Origin of the sequence: Streptomyces sp. SYP-A7185 (genome assembly GCF_046103685.1) — a bacterium.
Lineage (GTDB): Bacteria > Actinomycetota > Actinomycetes > Streptomycetales > Streptomycetaceae > Streptomyces.
The window spans coordinates 4108914-4129735 of record NZ_CP122310.1; the positions used below are offsets into that span (position 1 = coordinate 4108914).

The following is a 20822-nucleotide window of genomic DNA, read 5'->3' on the forward strand; positions in this document are numbered from 1 at the left end:
GCGGCTGGCGTGAGTGAGCTTGTGACGGGCGAGGCGGTGGCGCTGGAACTGCGCCCGGCGAAGCTGCCGAGCCGTGGGCTCGCCGTACTGATCGATCTGGTGGTGGCGTGGGCGGTCTACCTGGGGGTGACCGTGGCGATCGTGGCCTCCACGTCCTCGCTGGACGACGCGGCGGCCGCCGCGATCGCGGTCGCCAGCTTCGTGCTGATCCTGGTCGGCGGGCCGATCGCGGTGGAGACGCTCAGCCATGGGCGGTCGCTGGGCAAGATGGCGTGCGGGCTGCGGGTGGTGCGGGACGACGGGGGGCCGATCCGCTTTCGGCACGCGTTGGTGCGGGGGGCTGTGGGGGTCGTCGAGATCCTGCTGACGTTCGGGGTCGTCGCGTGCATCGCGTCGTTGGTGTCGGCGCGGGGGCGGCGCCTCGGGGATGTGTTCGCGGGGACGCTCGTCGTACGGGAGCGGGTGCCCGCCGGGCAGTCGTCCTTCGTTCCTCCGCCGCCGCCCTGGCTCGCGGGGCGGTTCTCCGGGCTCGATCTGTCCGGGGTGCCCGACGGGCTGTGGCTCGCCATCAGGCAGTACCTGACGCGGATGGGGCAGTTGGATCCGCAGGTGGGCTGGGCCATGGCCCAGCGGCTCGCCGGGGATCTCGCGGACCGTACGGGGGCTCCGGCTCCGCAGGGTGTGCCGCCGGCGGCGTACCTGGCCGCGGTGGTGCAGGAACGGCAGACGCGTGACTCCCGGCGGGCGTTCGCGGCGGCTCCGGGGTACGGGGCTCCTGGGGTCGGCGGGTCTCCTGGGGTTGGTGTAGCTGGTGGGTACCCCGGGGGGTCCGCCGGGCCTGTGGTTCATGCGCCGTCCCCGGTTCACCCCGTTCACCCCCCTGTCCACCACCCCGTCGGTCCGGCGCATCCGGGGGGTCCGGTCGCGGGGCAGGAAGGTACCGAGGCCGCGCCGTCCGGTACGGGGTTCGTGCCGCCCGCGTAGGCGGCTCGGGTCAGGCGAACGTCGAGGGCGGGGATTCGAGGTTCTCCAGCTCCGTGCCGGGGGCGGAGAGGACGACGTCGCCGGCGATGTGGACGGCGTGCTGCTCGCCGGTGTCCAGGGCCGTGACCTGGTATTCGTCCACGATCAGCGGTCCGTTGTCAGTGGCGTGTGCTTCGCTTTTCAGCAGGGCCCAGGACTGGTCGAGGGTGCGAGGGGCGAGGACCGGGTCCGTGAAGGCGACGAGGCGTACGCGGGTCGCGGGGGAAGCGGGGGTGAGGCGCAGGAGACGTGAGGTCGCGACGAGGAAAGCGGGGGACGTGCCGGTGAAGGCGTGGGCGGGGGCGTTGTCTTCAGTGGCATGGGTGCCGGTGGGGTCGGTGCGTACCCAGGTGACGCCGTCGATCGCCGCGGCGCGGATCTGCCAGTCCCCCGCGTGCAGTTCGAGCCGGATGGGGCGGCCGAGCTCGTCGAGTGCGAGGTCGACGGAGCCGGTGGGTTCGCCCGAGGGGTTCAGCCGCTGAGAGACGTAGCGCCAGCCGGACGGGCCGGGGGCGCAGTGGAAGTGTTCTTCGCCGAGGGGGGTGTGGTCGTGCGGATCGTGGAGCGAATAGTGGCCGCGGGGCATGGGGCTCGGTCCTTGTCGGGGGCGGGTTCACGTCCGAGGGCTGTCGCCGGTTTCCGGCCGGGGGTCGGGGCGCTGTGGGATCAGCGCCACTGTGCGGTGACGGCCGCTGTGGGGTGAGGGTCGTCGTGGGGTGCGGGTCGCCGTGGGGTGAGGGGCTGCTTCGGAAGGCTGTCGGTCGGCCCTGGGGTGCGGGGCGGGAGCGTGTCCGGCACGAGTCCATCACGGGCGCAGGCCCCCGCCGAGTGGCGAGGGCCTGCGGGTGAGCGTGGCCGGGGGCTGCGGGCAGCCCCCGGTGGGGTGGCTCAGTAGCGGTAGTGGTCCGGCTTGTACGGGCCCTCTACCTCCACGCCGATGTACGCGGCCTGCTCGGGGCGCAGGGTCGTGAGCTGCACGCCGAGCGCGTCCAGGTGCAGACGGGCGACCTTCTCGTCCAGGTGCTTCGGGAGCACGTAGACGTCGGTCGGGTACTCCTCCTGCTTGGTGAACAGCTCGATCTGGGCCAGGGTCTGGTCCGCGAAGGAGTTGGACATCACGAAGGACGGGTGGCCCGTGGCGTTGCCCAGGTTCAGCAGGCGGCCCTCGGAGAGGATGATCAGGACCTTGCCGTCGGGGAAGGTCCAGGTGTGGACCTGCGGCTTCACCTCGTCCTTGACGATGCCGGGGATCTTGGCGAGGCCGGCCATGTCGATCTCGTTGTCGAAGTGGCCGATGTTGCCGACGATCGCCTGGTGCTTCATCTTGGCCATGTCCGAGGCCATGATGATGTCCTTGTTGCCCGTCGTGGTGACGAAGATGTCGACCTTGTCGACGACCTCGTCGAGCGTGGCGACCTGGAAGCCGTCCATCGCCGCCTGGAGGGCGCAGATGGGGTCGATCTCCGTGATGATCACGCGTGCGCCCTGGCCGCGGAGGGACTCGGCACAGCCCTTGCCGACGTCGCCGTAACCGCAGACGAGAGCGGTCTTGCCGCCGATCAGGACGTCCGTGGCGCGGTTGATGCCGTCGATCAGCGAGTGGCGGCAGCCGTACTTGTTGTCGAACTTCGACTTCGTGACGGCGTCGTTCACGTTGATCGCCGGGAAGAGGAGGGTGCCGTCGCGGTGCATCTCGTACAGACGGTGGACGCCCGTCGTGGTCTCCTCGGTCACGCCGCGGATCTCCGAGGCGAGCTGGGTCCACTTCTGCGAGCCCTCGGTGATGGTGCGGTTGAGGAGCTGGAGGATGACGCGGTGCTCGTCCGACTCGGCGGTGTCCTCCGACGGGACCTTGCCGGCCTTCTCGTACTCGACGCCCTTGTGGACCAGGAGGGTGGCGTCGCCGCCGTCGTCCAGGATCATGTTCGGGCCGCCGGTGGGGGTGTTCGGCCAGGTCAGCGCCTGCTCCGTGCACCACCAGTACTCCTCCAGGGTCTCGCCCTTCCAGGCGAAGACCGGGATGCCCTGGGGGTCGTCCGGGGTGCCGTTCGGGCCGACGGCGATGGCCGCGGCCGCGTGGTCCTGGGTCGAGAAGATGTTGCAGGAGACCCAGCGGACCTCGGCGCCGAGGGCGACCAGGGTCTCGATGAGGACGGCGGTCTGCACGGTCATGTGCAGCGAGCCCATGATGCGGGCGCCGGCGAGCGGCTGGCTGGCGGCGAATTCCTTGCGGATCGACATCAGACCGGGCATCTCGTGCTCGGCGAGGGTGATCTCCTTGCGGCCGAAGTCGGCCAGCGAGAGATCGGCGACCTTGAAGTCCTGGCCGTTGATGAGTGTCGACATGTGTGAGCTGCTCCTCGTGGGATTGTTCGAGGGTGGGTGGACATGGCTGACCTGCGACGACGGCACGGAGAAGCACCGGCGTGCAGCAGCACAGTCCGTCGGAGGCCCTCTCTCCCTCGGCCGGTACCCATGAAGGCACCGCCCGACCGCCATCAGCAGCGACGTCTGGCTCGGTCACAAAGCTACACCGATTGGCCCAGCGAGCCCCAGCCCGCCTCCCCGGGGGCGCGGTGGGCGCGCCGGCCGCGAACGGCGCCACGAACGGGGTGGGGACGGGGTGGGGGCGGGGCGACTGCGGGGCGACAGACCTGCCCATTCGGGACCTTTGCGCTTTTGAACCTGCGCGCGTGTGTTGCAGGATGCCTTGAGATCGGGAACATTTGCGCGATCTTGTGTGACGAAGGCGTTAGGAGATCCACGTGACCCATCCGGCCGATCCCCCCATAGGCGGGAGCAGCGGCGAGCCGAAGAAGCTGAAGCTGCTCGCCGTGACCGCCTGTCCGACCGGTATCGCTCACACGTACATGGCTGCGGAGAAGCTCTCGCAGGCCGCGGAGAGCCTCGGCATCGACATGAAGGTGGAGACGCAGGGCTCCATCGGAGCCGAGAACGTACTGACTGACAACGATGTCAGGGATGCTGACGGCATCATCATCGCCGCCGACAAGGACGTCGACCGCGGCCGATTCGTCGGCAAGCGCGTGCTGTCCGTCGGCGTGTCCGAGGGCATCAGCCACCCGGAGCGGCTGATCGAACAGGTGCGGAGCGCTCCCGTGCACGGCGGAGGTGCCGGCGGCGGGTCCGCCGAGTCTGCCGCCGGTGGTGGCGCGGGCGGTGGCGGTGGCAGTGGCAGTGGCAAGGAGCGGAGCCTCGCGTACAAGGCGCTGATGAACGGCGTCTCGTACATGATTCCGTTCGTCGTGGTCGGGGGGTTGCTGATCGCGATCTCGCTCTCCCTCGGCGGCCACACGGATCCCAAGGGCGGGCTCGTCATCCCCGACGACTCGTTCTGGATGCACGTCAACCAGATCGGTGTCATCGGCTTCACGCTGATGGTGCCGATCCTCTCCGGCTATATCGCCTATGCGATCGGCGACCGGCCCGCGCTCGTGCCCGGCATGATCGGCGGCTGGATCGCCAACACCGGCGAGCTGTACGACTCCAAGGCGGGCGCGGGCTTCATCGGAGCCATCGTGACCGGCTTCCTCGCCGGTTATCTGGTGCTGTGGATCAAGAAGGTCAAGGTCCCGAAGTTCGCCCAGCCGATCATGCCGATCATCGTGATCCCCATCATCTCGACGACGGCGCTCGGCCTGTTCTTCATCTACGTCATCGGCAAGCCGATCTCGTGGGTCTTCGAGCATCTGACCAGCTGGCTCAGCGGTATGACCGGGACCAGCGCGATCCTGCTCGGCGCGATCCTCGGCCTCATGATCGCCTTCGACATGGGCGGTCCGGTCAACAAGACGGCGTTCCTCTTCGGCGCGGGTCTCATCGCGACCGGCAACCAGACCGTCATGGGCATGTGTGCCGCCGCGATCCCGGTCATGCCGCTCGGCCAGGGGCTCGCGACGCTGATCCGCAAGCGGCTCTACAGCGAGCAGGAACGGGAGACCGGTCTGGCGGCCTTGTTCATGGGCTTCTTCGGCATCTCGGAAGGCGCGATCCCCTTCGCCGCCGCACGGCCGGCGCAGGTCATCCCCGCGAACATGCTCGGTGGCGCCGTGGCCGGTGCGATCGCCGGTCAAGCGGGCGTCGAGGACGCGGTGCCCCACGGCGGCCCGATCGTGGCGGTCCTGGGCGCCGTCGGTGGCGTATCGATGTTCTTCATCGCCATCGCCATAGGCACCGTCGTCACCGCCCTCACCACCGTCACCCTCGTCGACCTCAGCGAGCGCAAGCGGCGCGGGCAGCCGGTCGTCGACGTGCCGGGCGGGCCTGAGCCCGTTCTCGCGGGAGTGGGAGCGGGGGCGGGAGCAGGCGGCGGCGCATCCGTCGTTTCCGGGGCGGCTGCCGCACCCGCAGCCGTATCCCCCTCCCCCAAAGCCAATGCCGAGGTTGAGGCCGAAGCCGAAGCCGAAGCCGAAGAACTCCTCTCCGGTTATCTCACCCGGCAGACCGTCAAGACCCGGCTGGGCTCCGCCGACAAGGACTCCGCGATCCGTGAGATGGCGGAGCTCCTCGCCGCCACCGGCAAGGTGAACGACGTCGACGAGCTCGTGGCCACCGCTCTGCGCCGTGAGGCCCAGGGCACCACCGGGCTCGGCGAGGAGATCGCCATCCCGCACGCCAAGACCGACGCGGTGTCCTCGCCGGTCGTCGGGTTCGCGCGGTCGGCCGAGGGCATCGAGTGGGGTGCGCTCGACGGTACGAAGGCCAAGCTGATCTTCATGATCTCCGTGCCAGAGGCCGCCGCGGGCGACGAGCACCTGCGGATTCTCGCGCTCCTGTCCCGCAAGCTGATGGACACCGGCTTCCGGGAGCGGCTCGAAGCGGCGCCCGACGAGGCGGCGATCCTTGAGGTGCTGCGGGAGATTCGCTAGCCGCGGCAGCTCCGCGTACAACCTCTGCGTACGACGAGGGGCCCCGCACCTGCACGGTGCGGGGCCCCTCGTCGTACGTACTCAGAAAATCAGTGGCCGCCGGGCGACTTCGCCGGGTTCGTGCCCTCGGCGGCGGCCGCCTCGCTGTAGATGTCCGGCTCCAGGTAGATCACGCGGGCGATCGGGACCGCCGTGCGGATGCGCTCCTCGGCGGCGTTTATGGCGGTGGCCACCTCGGCGGCCGTGTCGTCGTGCTGCACGGCGATCTTGGCGGCGACGAGGAGCTCCTCGGGGCCGAGGTGGAGCGTGCGCATGTGGATGACCTTGGTGACCGTGTCGCCGTCGACCAGGGCCTTCTCGATCTTCGCGACCTCTTCCGTGCCCGCGGCCTCGCCCAGGAGCAGGGACTTGGTCTCCGCCGCCAGGATGATCGCGATCAGGATGAGCAGGATGCCGATGCAGAGCGTGCCGATGCCGTCCCAGACGCCGTCACCCGTGCCGAGCGCCAGGCCGACGCCGATCAGGGCGAGGATCAGACCGACGAGCGCGCCCAGGTCCTCCAGGAGCACGACCGGCAGCTCGGGGGCCTTCGCGCGGCGGACGAACTGCGTCCACGTGAGCTTGCCGCGCGTGTGGTTCGACTCCTTGATGGCCGTACGGAAGGAGAAGGCCTCGGCGATGATGGCGAACACCAGGACGCCGACCGGCCAGTACCAGTGCTCGATCTCGTGCGGGTGCTTGATCTTCTCGTAGCCCTCGTAGATCGCGAACATGCCGCCGACCGAGAAGAGCACGATGGAGACCAGGAAGGCGTAGATGTAGCGCTCGCGCCCGTACCCGAAGGGGTGTTGGGGGGTCGCCTCGCGCTGTGCCTTCTTGCCGCCGAGGAGCAGCAGCCCCTGGTTGCCCGAGTCCGCGAGCGAGTGCACGCTCTCGGCCAGCATCGACGACGAGCCACTGAAGAGGAACGCGACGAACTTCGCCACCGCGATCGCGAGGTTCGCGGCGAGTGCCGCGACAATCGCCTTTGTTCCGCCTGACGCGCTCATGTGTGCCCGTTGTCCCTTCGCTGCGTACGTTCATGACCCACCGCGCCGGCATCGCTGCCGGCAGGACGCTGCTTTGCCCGTCCTTTGCGGTGGGTCATTGTTGCAGCACGCGACCTCTGGGGTGAGTCAGGCCACCACAGTGGCACGGAACACCGTGCCCACTCCGGACACTTCGGTCTTTTCCTCCGCGGGGACGAACACGGACTGCCCGGGTGCGAGTTCCCCGGCGTCGCCGACGCGCACCGAGCCCGCGACGCAGAGCAGGATCTGCGGGGTGGCGGCGGTGAGGTCGTGCGAGGCGGCGCCCTCGGGCAGGACGAAACGGGAGAGGCGGAACTCGTCGATCGGGGTGTCGTAGACCTCTTCGCCGTCCGGTGTGGCCTCGGGGCGCAGGATGCCGGGTTCGGTGGCCTCGAAGCGGACGATGCGCAGAAGTTCCGGCACGTCGACGTGCTTGGGGGTCAGGCCGCAGCGCAGCACGTTGTCCGAGTTGGCCATGATCTCCACGCCCAGGCCGTCGAGGTAGGCGTGCGGGACTCCGGCGCCGAGGAACAGGGCCTCGCCGGGCTGGAGTCGGACGTGGTTGAGGAGCATCGCCGCGATGACGCCGGGGTCGCCGGGGTAGTGGTGCGCGATGCCAGCGTACGGGGCGTAGGCGCCGCCGAGCCGTTCGGCGGCGGCGGTGACCTCGGTGACGGTCGCCGCCATCTGCTCGGGGTCCGCGGTCAGGACGGCCGTGAGGACCTCGCGCAGCGCGCCTTCCTGGGGCTTGGCGTGCAGCAGGTCGACGTACGGCTTCAGGGAGTCGACGCCGAGACCGGCCAGCAGGTCCGCGGCTTCGACGGGGTCGCGGAAGCCGCAGAGACCGTCGAACTCCGTGAGCGCGCAGATCAGTTCGGGCTTGTGGTTGGCGTCCTTGTAGTTGCGGTGCGGGGCGTCGATCGGGACGCCCCGGCTCTCCTCGTCCTCGTACCCCTCCCTGGCCTGTTCCAGGTCGGGGTGGACCTGGAGGGAGAGTGGGGCGCCCGCTGCGAGGAGCTTGAGGAGGAAGGGCAGGCGCGGGCCGAACCGGGCGACCGCCGCCCTGCCCAGTTCCCGCGCCGGGTCCTCGTCGATCACCTCGTCGAGCGGGCCGCGTCCGGTGCGCGAGGGGGCGCCGGGGTGGGCGCCCATCCACATCTCGGCCTGCGGCTCACCGGTCGGCTCGACGCCGAGGAGTTCCGCGATGGCGGTGGTGGAACCCCAGGCGTAGGGGCGGATGGTGTTGGTGAGGCGGTCCACGGAGGGGTTCTCCCTTGCGTACGTACGCGGGGCGGGGCGAGGCGGGCGGGGCGTCGGGCCGCGGCGCGGTGTTCGGGCGGTCTGGGGGGGGTGGGGTCCGGTGCGGGGCTCAGGTCATGACCGGGCTGTGGTCATGATCGGCCCTTCGGGGCGAGCGCCAGGTAAACGGCGGCGAAATCCGTGACGGCGATCAGCTCCGCGAGGGCTTCGAGGTCGTCGCCGTCCTCCGGTTCGAGCTCGCTGAGCGCGATGTCGTGGCCGTGGGCGAGTTCGCGGGCCGCGGGCGCGGCGCTGAGGCCGCCCGCGTCGACCGGGCGGTCGCGGAGCAGCACGACGCGGGCACGCAGCAGCTGGGGCTCCTCGACGCGGTCGCGGAAGAAGTCGTCCTCGCCGCCGTCCGCGCCGCTCGGGCCGAGGTTGCCCGCGAGCAGGGCGCCGTGCGCGGGCAGGGACTCGGGCAGCTCGCCCGCGACCGCGGGGTGCCCGGCGAGCTCGGCGAGGCCCGCGGCGAAACGGCGGCCCACGGGGCCCGCGAGGCGGCCCTCGGTCCAGATCACGGGGAGGGTTTCGTCCAGCTCGGCGGCGAGGGTCTTGGCCGGGTTGCCGTACGTCGCGACGACCGGGCCGCAGCGTTCCGCGACCTGGTCGAGGCGGTCGGCGATCTTCTCCAGGGTCTCGGCCGGCGCGGCGATGAGGCCGGTGCGGTCCAGGAGGATCAGGAGCGGGGTCAGCAGGGCCCAGAGGGTGGCGGGGGCGGAGGCGGCGGCCTCGTCGTCCAGGCGGCGGGCCTCGTAGGCCTCGGAGGCGCGCTCTCCGTCGTGCGGAGCCTCGTACTCCCCGTACGGGGATGTGGCCATCGGGACGGTGAGGCCGTGCGAGCCCTCGACGCCTTCGGCCAGCGGGGAGCGGGCGGGGGCCACGGCCACGACGGTGCAGCCGCGGCGGTAGGCCTGCTCGGCCAGGAGTTCGAGGCCGGGTTCCGTGCCGTCCGGGGTGGCGATGAGCAGCAGGTCCAGGGGGCCCGCCCAGCCGGGGAGCGCCCAGCGCAGGGCGCCTGCCGCGGGGGCCACGCCGGTGGGGGCGAGGCGGATCACGGGGCAGCCGGTGCCCGCGAGGGTGCCGAGCAGATCCGCCACGCAGGTGGCGGCCGTGCCGGGGCCCGCGATCAGGATGGCGCGGGGGCGGCCGTCCGGCTTGAGCTGGGTGAGCCCGGCCTCCGTGGCGTGCCGCACCGCCGTGCGGACACGGGCACCCGCCTCGGCCGCGCCGCGGAGGAGGCCGCGGCGGTCGGCCACGGCGAGGGCCTCGGGGGCGTCAAGGAGCGATTCGTCGAGCATGAGGTCGGGCCTCCGATTCGCCGGGCGACGGGGCGGGGTCCGCCGGTCGCGCCTTCTTGTCGTTTCGCCGGGCCCTGCGGGCCTTGCGGGGTCCTCTCCGCCCTTGCGGGGGCGGTGGGCCTCGGGGCTTTACGCGGGGCGGCGGGCCTCGTCGACGAGGAGTACGGGGATGCCGTCGCGGACGGGGTAGGCGAGGCCGCAGTCCTTCGCGTTCGCCGTGCAGACCAGCTCCGTGTCCGCCTCCTTGAGGGGGGCGTGGCAGGCCGGGCAGGCGAGGATCTCCAGGAGGCCGGCTTCGAGCGGCATGGGGTGGGTCCCTTCGAGCGGGTGGGTGCGGGATGTCGCCTGGTCAGCCTACCGCTGGCCCCGGGGCCTTGGGCTTGTCCACGGCCGGGGCTTCGCCCCAGGCCCCCCTGGGCGGGAGGCCTCGGGGCTTCGCCCCGTGCCCCCTGGGCCCCCGGGGGCGGGCGTCCTTGTCCTGCTGCGGCCCGGTGGGCGTTTGTGCCCACCCGTTCCGCCCTGCGGAACGCCTGCCCACAAACGCGACGACCGGCCGTGGAACCCGGGGCGCCCGCCCACGAACGCGAGCGGGGCTCAGGATCGGATGATGGTCAGGGCTTCGTCCCTGGTCTTGTTCATCGTCTGCTCGTCGCGGGCTTCCACGTTCAGGCGGAGGAGGGGTTCCGTGTTGGAGGCCCGGACGTTGAACCACCAGTCCGTGGACGTCACCGTGAGGCCGTCCAGTTCGTCCACCGTGACGCCCTCCTGGTCGGCGTACTTCGCCTTGATCGCGGCCAGGCGCGCCGTCTGGTCGTCGACCGTGGAGTTGATCTCGCCGGAGCCCGCATAGCGGTCGTACTGCGCGACGAGCTCCGACAGGGGGCCGTCCTGGCCGCCGAGCGCCGCGAGGACGTGGAGCGCGGCCAGCATGCCCGTGTCCGCGTTCCAGAAGTCCCGGAAGTAGTAGTGCGCCGAGTGCTCGCCGCCGAAGATCGCGCCCGTCTTGGCCATCTCCTCCTTGATGAAGGAGTGGCCCACGCGCGTGCGGACCGGCGTGCCGCCGTTCTCCCGGACGACCTCGGGGACCGACCAGGAGGTGATGAGGTTGTGGATGACCGTGCCCTTGCCGCCGTTGCGGGCGAGCTCGCGCGAGGCGACCAGGGCGGTGATCGCCGACGGGGAGACCGGGGCGCCGTCCTGGTCGACGACGAAACAGCGGTCCGCGTCGCCGTCGAAGGCGATGCCGAGGTCGGCGCCCTCCGCGCGCACCCGCTCCTGGAGGTCCACGATGTTCTTCGGGTCGAGGGGGTTGGCCTCGTGGTTCGGGAAGGTGCCGTCCAGCTCGAAGTACATCGGTACGAGCGTGAGCGGCAGGCCCTCGAAGACCGTGGGGACGGTGTGCCCGCCCATGCCGTTGCCCGCGTCGACGACGACCTTCAGGGGGCGGATGGAGGTCAGGTCCACCAGGCCGCGCAGGTGCGCCGCGTAGTCCTTGAGGGTGTCCCGCTCGGTGAGCGTGCCGGGGGTGGCCGCGGGCTCCGGGGCCCCGCTCTCCGCCCAGCCCTCCACGAGGGCGCGGATGTCCGCGAGGCCGGTGTCCTGGCCGACCGGGGCGGCTCCCGCGCGGCACATCTTGATGCCGTTGTACTGGGCCGGGTTGTGCGAGGCCGTGAACATCGCGCCCGGGAGGTTCAGCGCACCCGACGCGTAGTACAGCTGGTCCGTGGAGCAGAGGCCGATCTCCGTGACGTCCACGCCGAGCGCGGCGGCTCCGCGCGCGAAGGCGCGGGAGAGGCCGGGCGAGGAGGGCCGCATGTCGTGGCCGGTCACGATCGCGTCCGCGCCCGTCACCTTCGCGAAGGCCGCGCCGAACAGTTCGGCGAGCGACTCGTCCCACTGGTCCGGGACCACCCCGCGCACGTCGTACGCCTTCACGATCTGGGACAGATCAGCAGTCACGGCCAACCCTCTCTGCAGGTTCTGCGAGTTCAGCGGTATGGGAGAACGCTCGTCGAGCGCTCGGGAGAGCACTCGGCGGGCACGCGCCGGGTGCTCGCCCGGCACGCGTCGAGCACTCGTCGGTCACCCCAAACTACCCGCAACACCTGACAACCAGCTGTGAGCAAGGCCAAGCCGGTGTCAGGTGCGTGCCGTGCGACGTCAGGTCCGTGTCACGGCAGCATCCAGCCGAGGACCACCGTGCTCTGCCCCACCACGATCAGACACATCACCAGGAGCAGGCCGAGGCTCCAGGGCAGCACCTTGCGCAGCAGGTCGCCTTCCTTGCCCGCAAGTCCGACCGCCGCGCACGCGATCGTCAGGTTCTGCGGGGAGATCATCTTGCCGAGCACGCCGCCCGAGCTGTTGGCCGCCGCGAGGAGTTCGGGCGAGAGCCCGGACTGCTGGGCCGCCGTCACCTGGAGCGCGCCGAACAGCGCGTTGGCCGAGGTGTCCGAGCCGGAGACCGCGACGCCGAACCAGCCGAGCACCGGCGACAGGAAGGCGAGCCCCGCGCCCGCCGCCGCCACGAAGTGGCCGATGGTGGCGGCCTGCCCGGACAGGTTCATCACGTACGCGAGGGCGAGCACGGAGGTCACGGTGAGGATCGCGAACCGCAGTTCGTGCACGGTGGCCAGCCACTCCCGTACCGCCACGCGCGCGTGCACCCCGAGGATGACGGCCGTGCCCACGCCGGCGAGCAGGACGAGCGTCCCGCCCGTCGCCACGAGGGGCAGCGAGAAGACATTGCCGCCGACCGGATCCCCGTCAGGACCGGCGACGTTCAGGAAGGGCCAGTCGAAGGTCCGCGTCGCCTTGGCGAGGAAGTCCTTGACCGGCGGGATCTGGGCGACCGAGAAGATGACGACGATGAGGGCGTACGGGGCGTAGGCGCGCAGGATCTCGGGGCGCGGGTCGTCGTGGTCCAGGTCCTCGCTGCGTACGCCGGTGAGGACAGAGGCGCGTACGGGCTCCGCGGCGGGTTTGCGCGCGCTCGGCACCGCCATCAGCGCGCCGGCGCCGGCCAGCGCGGCCGCGATGTCGGCCAGCTGGGCGGAGACGTAGTTGGACGCGGCGAACTGCGCGGCGGCGAAGGCGAATCCGCACACCAGGGCGGGCACCCAGGTCTCGCGCAGACCGCGCCGCCCGTCCACCAGGCCGACCAGGAGCAGCGGTACGACCAGGGCGAGCAGCGGCGTCTGGCGGCCGACGACCGTGGCGACGGTGTCCAGCGGGAGCCCGGTGACCTGCGCGAGCGTCACCACCGGGGTGCCCATGGCGCCGAAGGCGACGGGCGCGGTGTTGGCCACGAGGGCGACGACCGCGGCCTTGACCGGGTCGAAGCCGAGCGCCACCAGCATCACCGCGGAGATCGCGACGGGCGCCCCGAAGCCGGCGAGCGCCTCCAGGAGCGCCCCGAAGCAGAAGGCGACGACGAGGGCCTGGATGCGGGGGTCGTCCGAGAGCCGCCCGAAGGAGCGGCGCAGGATGTCGAAGTGCCGGGTGCGGACCGTCATGCGGTACACCCACAGGGCGTTGACGACGATCCACAGGATGGGGAAGAGCCCGAAGAGGGCGCCCTGCGCGGCGCCGGACGCGGTCTGGCCGAGCGGCATCCCGTACGCGAGCAGGGCGACCAGGGCGGCGACCCCGAGGCCGATGAGGCCCGCGTGGTGGGCCTTCATGCGGACGACGCCGAGCAGGACGAGGACCGTCAGGAGGGGCAGGGTCGCGACGAGGGCGGACAGGCCGAGCGAATCGGCCACGGGCTCCAGCTGCTGCACGTACACGGGCGACTCCCCGGTTTCCGTGATGCGGAAGGTGATCTCTCACAACTGGGGGAATGGTCATGTCGCCGACATGGGCACGTCAATGGATCGTGCACGAGAACTTGTTCAGCGCTAAACGACGCTGAACGACAAGGGAAGCCCGGAGCGACGAAACCGGAGCTCAGGAGTCCGGTGAGCGCAGCACCCGCAGATGGCCGCGGCGCGCGACCTCCATCGGGTCCGCCCTGCGGGCACCGCCCCCGGCCTCCGCGGCGCGCTCCTGCGGGCGGGCCGCCTCCCGCACCGCGTTGGCGAGCGCTTCGAGGTCGTCCCCGCTGGGGCGGGCCGGACCGGAGGCGTCGGCGAGGCGGACGACCTCCCAGCCGCGGGGCGCGGTGAGGCGCTCGGAGTGCTCGGCGCACAGGTCGTAACAGTGGGGTTCGGCGTAGGTCGCGAGGGGGCCGAGGACCGCGGTCGAGTCGGCGTAGACGTACGTCAGCGTCGCGACGGCGGGACGGCCGCAAGCGGTGCGCGAACAGCGACGTACAGGGCTCACGATGTTGGACGGTACCGCACTCTTGAGCGGGCCGCGACGACTCTCCGCGAGGTCACCCCACCGTGTCGTGCCGTGATCCCCGTCACGAGCCGCTCCGGCGGCGCCTTGCTGACCTGCGGTGACGCAAGGGGCCCGGGTGACCGGTGGTGCGGAATCCGGTCACTGGTTGGCGCAAATACCGTCATTCAACGCGAGATCGACGGTCCCGGAGAGATGCGTAATCGGGCCCAACCCTGGCCGGAATGGTCATCCGGCGACATGCCGCACGGCGGCCACCCGGCTGCCGACCCGTTTCCACCCGGGCGACCGGCCGGAAGCCGGGCAGATGCCGGACGGAAGTCGTACGCGAGGAGTGGGGAGGCAGTACGGAAGCGGTACGGAGCCCGGCGGAAGCTGTGCGGAAAGGGCGATCTCGAGGACTACTCTTCGTCAGTGATGGACGACCCCGTACAGCCCCGCTCCGCAGACCCGAGGCCCCGCCGCCGCGACCGCCACGGCCGGGGCATGCGCGGCCCCGTCGCACCTCCCCAGGTGCCGCTGTCCGCCAGCCGCGCCGAGGCCTTCACGGACCTGGTGCAGGACTCCGTGGAGCGCCTGGAGCGCCGGTGGCCGCAGCTGAGCGAGATCGACTTCCTGGTCCTGGAGGTTCCCGCGCTGGGGCGGGGCGCGAGCGCGGGGTCGGGCGACGACGACTGGAGCGACGACGTCGTGCCGCTGGGGGGCACCATCGAGGCCGCCGAGGGGCGGCCCGCCCGGGTGGTCATCTACCGGCGTCCCGTCGAGATCCGCACCAAGGGGCGGGACGAGCGGGCCGCGCTCGTCCACGAAGTGGTGGTCGAGCAGGTCGCCGAGCTCCTGGGCCTCTCGCCCGAGTCGGTGGACCCGCGGTACGGCGAGGACTGAGGGCTCCCCCGCCCCCTCCGGGTCCGCCGCCGCCCGCCGGGCTACTTCTGGAGCACCGTCAGGTCCTGCTCCGCCTTCGGCACCGAGACCGTGCCCCGGTCGTCCGGCAGCGTCTGGACGGTGAACATCGGGACGCCGTCCTCCTGCTCCTCCAGCATGCGGGAGGCGTAGACGCCGTCTCCCGACACCGGCTCCACCGTGAGCGCGTACGTCCCCTTGAGGCCGGTCGGGACGGGCGGCTTGATCCCCATGGTCGTGCCGCCCTTGACCGTGTACGTCTTGCTCGTCGACGAGCCGCCCTCCGAGCCCTCCGAGGCCGTGACCTTCACTTTGCCGGTCCCGCCGGGGGCCACCAGGGACAGCGTGGAGCCCTTGGCGCGGTTGTCGGCCACCGTCGCGCGCGTGCCGATCGGGTTCGTGGCGGGGATGAACGCCGTCTCCTGGTCGGCGCCCTTGCCGCGCGTGACGCGCAGGGCCGCCACCACGGGTGAGGCCTCCTCCGTCGGCGTCAGGACCAGCGAGCCCGCCTCGCCCTTGGTGACGTCACCGAGGTCCACGGCGGTCGTCATGCCGGACTTCACGTGCAGGTTCGCGTGTCCCGCCGGGCTGATCGAGCCGGTGGGCGAGGCCAGTTGGACCTTCAGGTCGGCGTCCTCGGCACCGGGCGCGAAGGCGACCAGGCGTACCGAGGTGGCGTCCTTGGGGATGCCGGGCAGGACCAGGCGGCTCGCGGGGTCGGCGGAGGCGGGCAGCCAGTCGCCGCCGAGCTCGTCGTCCGAGGACTGCACGGCGGCCGCGACCCGGCCGCTGCGCGCGGTCACGTGCATCGTGAGGTTGGTCTGCTCCTCGGGCGAGAGCGTGGACAGCAGGACCGGGACGCTGGAGTGCGGCTGGACCTGGATCGCCTCCCCCACCTCGGTCTTGAGGGCGCCCTCCTTGCCGTACAGCTCGATGTCGACGACGGCCGCCGAGTCGTCCGGGTTCGTCAGGTGGACGTAGTCGCTGCGGCCCTTGGCGCTGCTCGTGCCCGGGAACCAGAAGTCCGTGTCGGGCGCCGTGCAGTTGGCGCCCTGGAGGCCGCGGCCGCTGCCCACGGCGTACTTGGTGGTCTGCTGGACGGTCCAGCCAGGGGCCAGGTCGCCGTCGGCGGTGCCGAGGAGCGCGGGCGACTCTCCTCCGGTCTCCTCGCCGGTGACGGGCTTGCCCGGGGTCTTGGGGCTCAGGAAGGGCTTGACGGCCTTCTTCTTGTCCGCGCCGGAACCGCCCTCCTTCGGGGCGTCCGTCAGCTCCCGGGTGGCGGGCAGCAGTTCCGCCTTGCCGTCGGCGCCGGAGGCCGCGCCCTTGGGCGTGAACGCCGTGTACGAGGTCTCGGCGAGGTCGGAGGCGCTGGGCACCGGGCAGAGCAGGCTGCTGCGTTCGACGGGCAGCCGCGCGGCGGCCTTCGCGTCGTCGCCGCCGCCGTCGGGCGTGCTGGTCATGGCGTACCCGGTGACCGCGGCGAGTGCGGCGACGGCGGCGATCAGGGACTGGGTCGTGCGGTTCACTGCTGGCTCCCGTCGGGGCGCTCACTGTCGTCGCCGTGCCGCGGCTGCGGGGGCTGGGGCGGCATCGGGGGCTGCTCGCCGTACCCGGCGTCGTACGACTGCCCGTACTGCTCGCCGCCCTGCGCGCTCCCGTAGGCGTACGGGTCGTACTGACCGCCCTGGTAGGGGTCCTGGTACCCCGCCTGGTCGGTCTGGCCCGACCGGTCGTAGGAACCCGGCGCGTACCGCGCGTCCTGGTACTGCTGCTCGCCCTCGTACGTGCCGTAGCCGGCGCCCGCGGGGGCGGGGGCCTGCCACTCCTCGTACGACTGCTGCTGGGGCACCGGGGCGTAGGACTCCTCCTCCGGAGGGGGCGGGGGCACGCCGGGGTCGTCCTGCCCGGCGTCCGCCTGCGCGGCGTCCTGCTCGGCCTGCGCGGCCCGCAGCCTGCGGGCCCTGCGGCCCTCGCCCTCGACGGGCTGCGCCGGGACGACGGGCTCGTCCGGGAGGTCGTCGTCCACGTCGCGGCGGCGGCCGGGCAGCGCGAGGACCACCAGGACCACGGCGAGCGCGCCCTGGGCCCAGAGCCATCCCGTGTGCCCCGCGGGCGTCTCGTGCGTGACGTCGAGGCGGCCGCCCGACGCGGGCAGGTCGAAGCCCTGCGCCCAGCCGTCCAGCGTGGTCCCGGTCAGCGGGCGGCCGTCCAGGGTCGCCGTCCAGCCATCGGCGGCGGCGTCGGCGAGCCGCAGGGTGCGGCCCTCCTCGCCCGCCGGGATGTTCGTGTGCAGTTCCACGGGGCCCGCGGCCACCGGCAGCGGGTCGCCGGACTCGGGGACGATCGCGGCGCGGGCGACCTGCCGGTCCACGCGCCACAGGGCGCTGCCGTCCTCCTGGCTGAGCCGGGTGAGGCCGGGGGTGGAGTCCAGGGTGCGGTTCATCTGGCGGGGCGCGCCGTCGCGCACGAGGACGTAGCGGACGGCGAAGCCGCCGAGCTGGTCGGCCTGGTCGGCGCCGGAGCCCGCGAGGAGCCGGGCGACGATCTTGTCGAGGTGCTTGTTCGAGCCGCCCGCGTCGGCGAGCTCGGCGTCGCCGAGGCGCGCGCCCGAACCGCGGACGAGGGTGTACGACACCTGGGCGGGCGACTCGCTGTCCAGGACGAGCGTGCGGGCCTGGTCCTGCGTGCCGCTCTCCTCGGCGACGAACGCGGGCACCTGCACCGGGTCGCGCCGCTCCAGGGGGCCGTCGGCGCCGCGGATCATCCACCCGGCGGCGACGAGCAGGGGCCCCGCGGCCGCCGCGAACGCGATGAGGACGGCGACCGGCTGGCGCCAGCCGAAGCTCTGCTCGGCGACCCGCGTGCGTGCGCCGTCGGCGCCGAGCGCGGCGGCGGCCAGGAGCGCGAGGCCGTACGCGAGGGTCGCCGGGCCCGCCCACGCCGAGCCGTTCGAGAGCGCGGCGAAGACCAGGGAGACCAGGGCGGCGATCCAGGCCGTGCGGACGGCGAGCTGCCGCTCGGCGCGCAGGAGCGCGGCCAGGGCGGCGAGCACGATGCCGATGAGGAGCAGCCCGTCCAGGGTGCCGGGGCCGCCGGGGCTGCCCCCGAGCAGGTCGAGTCCGGACGCGGAGCCGGCGCCGAAGGCGAGGCCCGCCTCCCCGAAGAAGCCGAAGGGCAGCAGCGAGAGCGACCAGGGCGCGAGCACCAGGAGCGGGGTGCCGAACGCGGCGAGGAAGCGCGGGCCGTACGCCGCCAGGTCGCGCCTGCGCACCACGAGGAGCGCGAGGCCGAGGACCAGGGCGATCGGCCACACGATCGGCGTGAAGGCGGTGGTGAGCGTCAGGAGCAGGGCGAACGCCCAGGAGGCGCGCCAGCTGCCGCGCCGGCCGCTCGACGAGGCGAGGCCGCTCGCCGCGATGCCCGCGCGCGCCATGAGGGGCAGCAGGATCGCGAGGACGGCGGTGCCGATGCGGCCGCCCGCGAGCGCGCCCGTGGCGGCCGGCAGGAAGGCGTAGGCGACCGAGGCCCAGGCGCGCAGCAGGCGCGAGGTGACCAGCGGCCGTGAGGCGAAGTAGGCGGCGAACCCGGCCAGGGGGACCGAGCCGACGAGGAGCACCGTGACCGCGAGGCCGGTGGAGCCGAACAGCAGGGTGCTGAGTCCCGCGACGAGCGCGAGGTAGGGCGGCGCCGACTGCGTGCCGCCGGTGCCGACGGGGTGCCAGGCGTCGAGATAGCGGTCCCAGAGGGCCGATGAGTCGCCGGGCGCGGGCAGCAGCGAGCCGCCCGCGAGGGCGCCGCCGCCGAGGAGTTCGCGGCAGGCGATGAGCGAGGCGAAGAGCAGCACCACGAAGAGCATCGGGCCCGGCTTGCGGGCCAGGCGCTTGAGGCGCGCGAACTGCTCGACCTGGAGGAAGTCCGCGTCGTCGCCGCCGGGGCCGGACTCGACGGCTCCGTGGCGTCCGGCGCCGGTGACGGCCTCGGGGTCGGAGCGGCCGACGACGCTGCCGGCGAGCTGCTCGACGGTGGCGCGCACGGTGGCGCCCGGCGGCGGGAAGAGCGGGCGCATCTCGGCCGGTTCGAGCGCCGACTTGCCGCGCTCCTTGCGGGCGCCGACGATCCGTCCGGGCCGCAGCAGCGTCCCCAGGAGACCGGCGACCTCGTCGACGGCCTGGCCGGGCACCTTGCCGACCAGATAGGCGACGGTACGCATCAGGGTGCCCACGACGAGGCGGAAGAGCACCCAGGGCAGCACGGCCGTACGGGCGTTGACGAGCAGGGTGTAGGCGGCGCCCGCCTTGTCCACGCGGTGCGGTGACGTCGACGTACGCCCGACGCAGTCGACGGTGCGGCGCTCGCGCGAGGAGGCCTCGGCGTGCCGCACGACGGCTTCGGGGGCGACGAGGACGCGGTGGCCGGCGTTCTGGGCGCGCCAGCACAGGTCGACGTCGTCCCGCATGAGCGGAAGGCGCCGGTCGAAGCCGCCGAGTTCGTCGAAGACCTCCCGCCGGATCAGCATGCCCGCGGTGGACACCGCCAGGACGGGCCGCACGTGGTCGTGCTGGCCCTGGTCCTGTTCGCGGCGGTCGATGCCGGTCCAGCGGCGTCCGCTGTTGGCGATGGAGACGCCGACTTCCAGGAGCTGGCGGCGGTCGTACCAGCCGCGCAGCTTGGGGCCGACGATCGCGACGTCCTTGCCGACCTCGCGTTCGTTCTCCACGGCGCGCAGCAGCTCGGCGAGGGCGCCCGGTTCGGGCGCGCAGTCGTCGTGCAGCAGCCAGAGCCACTGCTCGGGCTCGCCGTGCGGCAGGTCGGGGAGGTCGTAGGCGTCGTCGCGCCAGGACCTGCTGACCGGGTCCCAGCCGCTGGGGCGCTTCAGGTACGGCAGTTCCTCGGGGGTCAGCACGCCGGCGACGCGGTTCGCCTCGTCGACGGCGGTGCCGAAGCCGGAGCGCCGGGCCAGGTGCAGGACGCGGTCGGGGCCGAGTGCCTCGGTGACCAGGCGCGCGGAGTCGTCCGCGCTGCCGGTGTCCGCGGCCACGGCGTTCTGCACCGGGCGCTCCTGGCCGAGGAGGCCGGCCAGGGCGTCGGGCAGCCAGCGGGCGCCGTCGTGGGAGACGATCACGGCGGTGACCACGTGCCGCGGGAACTCGGGCGGGCGGGTCGGGTCGAACCCTGCGGCGGCAGCGTCGTGGTGAGTGGCTGCCGAATGGCTGTGCACGGACATCGAGGTACGGGCCCCGGTTCGATGGACTGCGGTGGACGCCTGCGCTTCATGGGGGCGCCGGGGCGTCTCGGACGGGGCCCCACACTAACGGCTGCCATCACAACAGCCCGCCGCCTGTGGATGTCCCACGGGCGGCGGGCTGTTCTTTACGTAGGGGTGTGTGCCGATTGGTCGGGCGATCCGGCCGGTGTTCAGACGGCGGCCTTCTTCAGACGGCGGCGTTCCCGCTCCGAAAGGCCGCCCCAGATACCGAATCGCTCGTCGTTCGCCAGTGCGTACTCAAGGCATTCCGAACGGACCTCACAGGCGAGGCAGACCTTCTTGGCCTCGCGCGTGGAGCCGCCCTTCTCGGGGAAGAAGGACTCGGGATCGGTCTGGGCGCACAGCGCGCGCTCCTGCCAGCCGAGTTCCTCGTCCGCGTCCTCGACCAGCAGTTCCTGAACCAGCTCGGTCATGTGCGCCCCTCGTCTGTCTGTGCGTCCCCGTGGTGCTTGCCGTTACCGATTTCGGCTGAACGACACGAGTGAAATTACAAGTGTGCCGATCCGGGCCAGTCAAGCCGAGATCTGCTATTGGGTCCCTTATTCACCCTGCGGAACCAAGGTAATGCGGAAAGTGTTCAAATCGGCATAAACCCTGACACTTGCCAGAGGCTCATCCCGAGCCACCCCACGACCGCCTTCACCTGGGAAGGACGTCACGGAGATCGGCCCCGTTGCGACCGCTCCGCCGAAGCGAAGAGGATCACATTCGGGTCACGGGAGCACGTCGGGGT

At 72.2% G+C, this 20822-nt stretch carries 15 protein-coding genes; 3 read left to right on the forward strand and 12 right to left on the reverse strand.

All coding sequences use genetic code 11. The annotated features are described in order from the left end of the window. The first annotated feature begins 9 nt into the window (after window positions 1-9). Window positions 10-984, forward strand: coding sequence for an RDD family protein (locus QBL25_RS17935; protein WP_409058042.1), 975 nt, complete (start codon window positions 10-12; stop codon window positions 982-984). A 10-nt stretch (window positions 985-994) separates the two neighbouring features. Here the strand turns inward: QBL25_RS17935 and QBL25_RS17940 are convergent, their stop codons facing one another. After that, a complete protein-coding gene (locus QBL25_RS17940; protein WP_409058043.1) occupies window positions 995-1609 on the reverse strand; it encodes a hypothetical protein in 615 nt (204 codons plus the stop codon). A gap of 302 nt (window positions 1610-1911) precedes the next feature. Then, window positions 1912-3369, reverse strand: coding sequence for an adenosylhomocysteinase (gene ahcY / locus QBL25_RS17945; RefSeq protein WP_409058044.1), 1458 nt, complete (start codon window positions 3367-3369; stop codon window positions 1912-1914). 419 nt (window positions 3370-3788) lie between these two features. On the opposite strand from ahcY, the gene QBL25_RS17950 reads away from it, so the two are divergent. Next, window positions 3789-5912, forward strand: coding sequence for a fructose-specific PTS transporter subunit EIIC (locus QBL25_RS17950; RefSeq protein ID WP_409058045.1), 2124 nt, complete (start codon window positions 3789-3791; stop codon window positions 5910-5912). An 89-nt stretch (window positions 5913-6001) separates the two neighbouring features. Here the strand turns inward: QBL25_RS17950 and QBL25_RS17955 are convergent, their stop codons facing one another. The 7 genes from QBL25_RS17955 to QBL25_RS17985 form a co-directional block, all read right to left on the reverse strand. After that, complete coding sequence (locus QBL25_RS17955) at window positions 6002-6961, reverse strand: cation diffusion facilitator family transporter (RefSeq protein WP_409058046.1); 960 nt, start codon at window positions 6959-6961, stop codon at window positions 6002-6004. A gap of 126 nt (window positions 6962-7087) precedes the next feature. After that, complete coding sequence (manA, locus tag QBL25_RS17960; RefSeq protein WP_409058047.1) at window positions 7088-8242, reverse strand: mannose-6-phosphate isomerase, class I; 1155 nt, start codon at window positions 8240-8242, stop codon at window positions 7088-7090. Window positions 8243-8373: 131 nt separating this feature from the next. Further along, window positions 8374-9579: an SIS domain-containing protein gene (locus QBL25_RS17965; RefSeq protein ID WP_409058048.1), complete on the reverse strand. Its 1206-nt coding sequence runs from the start codon at window positions 9577-9579 to the stop codon at window positions 8374-8376. A gap of 129 nt (window positions 9580-9708) precedes the next feature. Further along, window positions 9709-9885 carry a Trm112 family protein gene (locus tag QBL25_RS17970; RefSeq protein ID WP_409058049.1) on the reverse strand — a complete coding sequence of 59 codons (177 nt, stop codon included), beginning with the start codon at window positions 9883-9885 and terminating at the stop codon, window positions 9709-9711. 288 nt (window positions 9886-10173) lie between these two features. Continuing rightward, the gene (locus tag QBL25_RS17975) at window positions 10174-11538 is read right to left on the reverse strand and encodes a phosphomannomutase/phosphoglucomutase (RefSeq protein ID WP_409058050.1); all 1365 of its coding nucleotides are present in this window, start codon (window positions 11536-11538) and stop codon (window positions 10174-10176) included. Between the two features lie 212 nt (window positions 11539-11750). Beyond that, the gene (locus tag QBL25_RS17980) at window positions 11751-13367 is read right to left on the reverse strand and encodes an L-lactate permease (RefSeq protein ID WP_409058051.1); all 1617 of its coding nucleotides are present in this window, start codon (window positions 13365-13367) and stop codon (window positions 11751-11753) included. 160 nt (window positions 13368-13527) lie between these two features. Beyond that, window positions 13528-13902 carry a DUF3499 domain-containing protein gene (locus tag QBL25_RS17985; protein ID WP_030793262.1) on the reverse strand — a complete coding sequence of 125 codons (375 nt, stop codon included), beginning with the start codon at window positions 13900-13902 and terminating at the stop codon, window positions 13528-13530. 435 nt (window positions 13903-14337) lie between these two features. On the opposite strand from QBL25_RS17985, the gene QBL25_RS17990 reads away from it, so the two are divergent. Next, a complete protein-coding gene (locus tag QBL25_RS17990; protein ID WP_409058052.1) occupies window positions 14338-14805 on the forward strand; it encodes a metallopeptidase family protein in 468 nt (155 codons plus the stop codon). A 41-nt stretch (window positions 14806-14846) separates the two neighbouring features. Here the strand turns inward: QBL25_RS17990 and QBL25_RS17995 are convergent, their stop codons facing one another. The 3 genes from QBL25_RS17995 to QBL25_RS18005 all read right to left on the reverse strand — a co-directional run bounded on the left by QBL25_RS17995 (window position 14847) and on the right by QBL25_RS18005 (window position 20502). Beyond that, the gene (locus tag QBL25_RS17995) at window positions 14847-16349 is read right to left on the reverse strand and encodes a DUF5719 family protein (RefSeq protein WP_409058053.1); all 1503 of its coding nucleotides are present in this window, start codon (window positions 16347-16349) and stop codon (window positions 14847-14849) included. Then, window positions 16346-20047, reverse strand: a complete 3702-nt coding sequence (locus tag QBL25_RS18000) for a glycosyltransferase (protein ID WP_409058054.1) — start codon at window positions 20045-20047, stop codon at window positions 16346-16348. Before QBL25_RS18000 ends, QBL25_RS17995 begins: the two co-directional genes overlap by 4 nt. A gap of 191 nt (window positions 20048-20238) precedes the next feature. Continuing rightward, on the reverse strand, window positions 20239-20502 hold the full coding sequence (locus QBL25_RS18005) for a WhiB family transcriptional regulator (RefSeq protein ID WP_016642094.1): 264 nt from the start codon (window positions 20500-20502) through the stop codon (window positions 20239-20241). Window positions 20503-20822 lie beyond the last annotated feature (320 nt).

What these genes read in the sequence shown, in the direction of transcription:
- QBL25_RS17965 (WP_409058048.1), bottom strand. Translation starts at nt 9,579, where the DNA reads ATGCTCGACGAATCGCTCCTTGACGCCCCCGAGGCCCTCGCCGTGGCC.
- QBL25_RS17970 (WP_409058049.1), bottom strand. Translation starts at nt 9,885, where the DNA reads ATGCCGCTCGAAGCCGGCCTCCTGGAGATCCTCGCCTGCCCGGCCTGC.
- QBL25_RS17940 (WP_409058043.1), bottom strand. Translation starts at nt 1,609, where the DNA reads ATGCCCCGCGGCCACTATTCGCTCCACGATCCGCACGACCACACCCCC.
- QBL25_RS17990 (WP_409058052.1), top strand. Translation starts at nt 14,338, where the DNA reads ATGGACGACCCCGTACAGCCCCGCTCCGCAGACCCGAGGCCCCGCCGC.
- ahcY (WP_409058044.1), bottom strand. Translation starts at nt 3,369, where the DNA reads ATGTCGACACTCATCAACGGCCAGGACTTCAAGGTCGCCGATCTCTCG.
- QBL25_RS18005 (WP_016642094.1), bottom strand. Translation starts at nt 20,502, where the DNA reads ATGACCGAGCTGGTTCAGGAACTGCTGGTCGAGGACGCGGACGAGGAA.
- QBL25_RS17955 (WP_409058046.1), bottom strand. Translation starts at nt 6,961, where the DNA reads ATGAGCGCGTCAGGCGGAACAAAGGCGATTGTCGCGGCACTCGCCGCG.
- QBL25_RS18000 (WP_409058054.1), bottom strand. Translation starts at nt 20,047, where the DNA reads ATGTCCGTGCACAGCCATTCGGCAGCCACTCACCACGACGCTGCCGCC.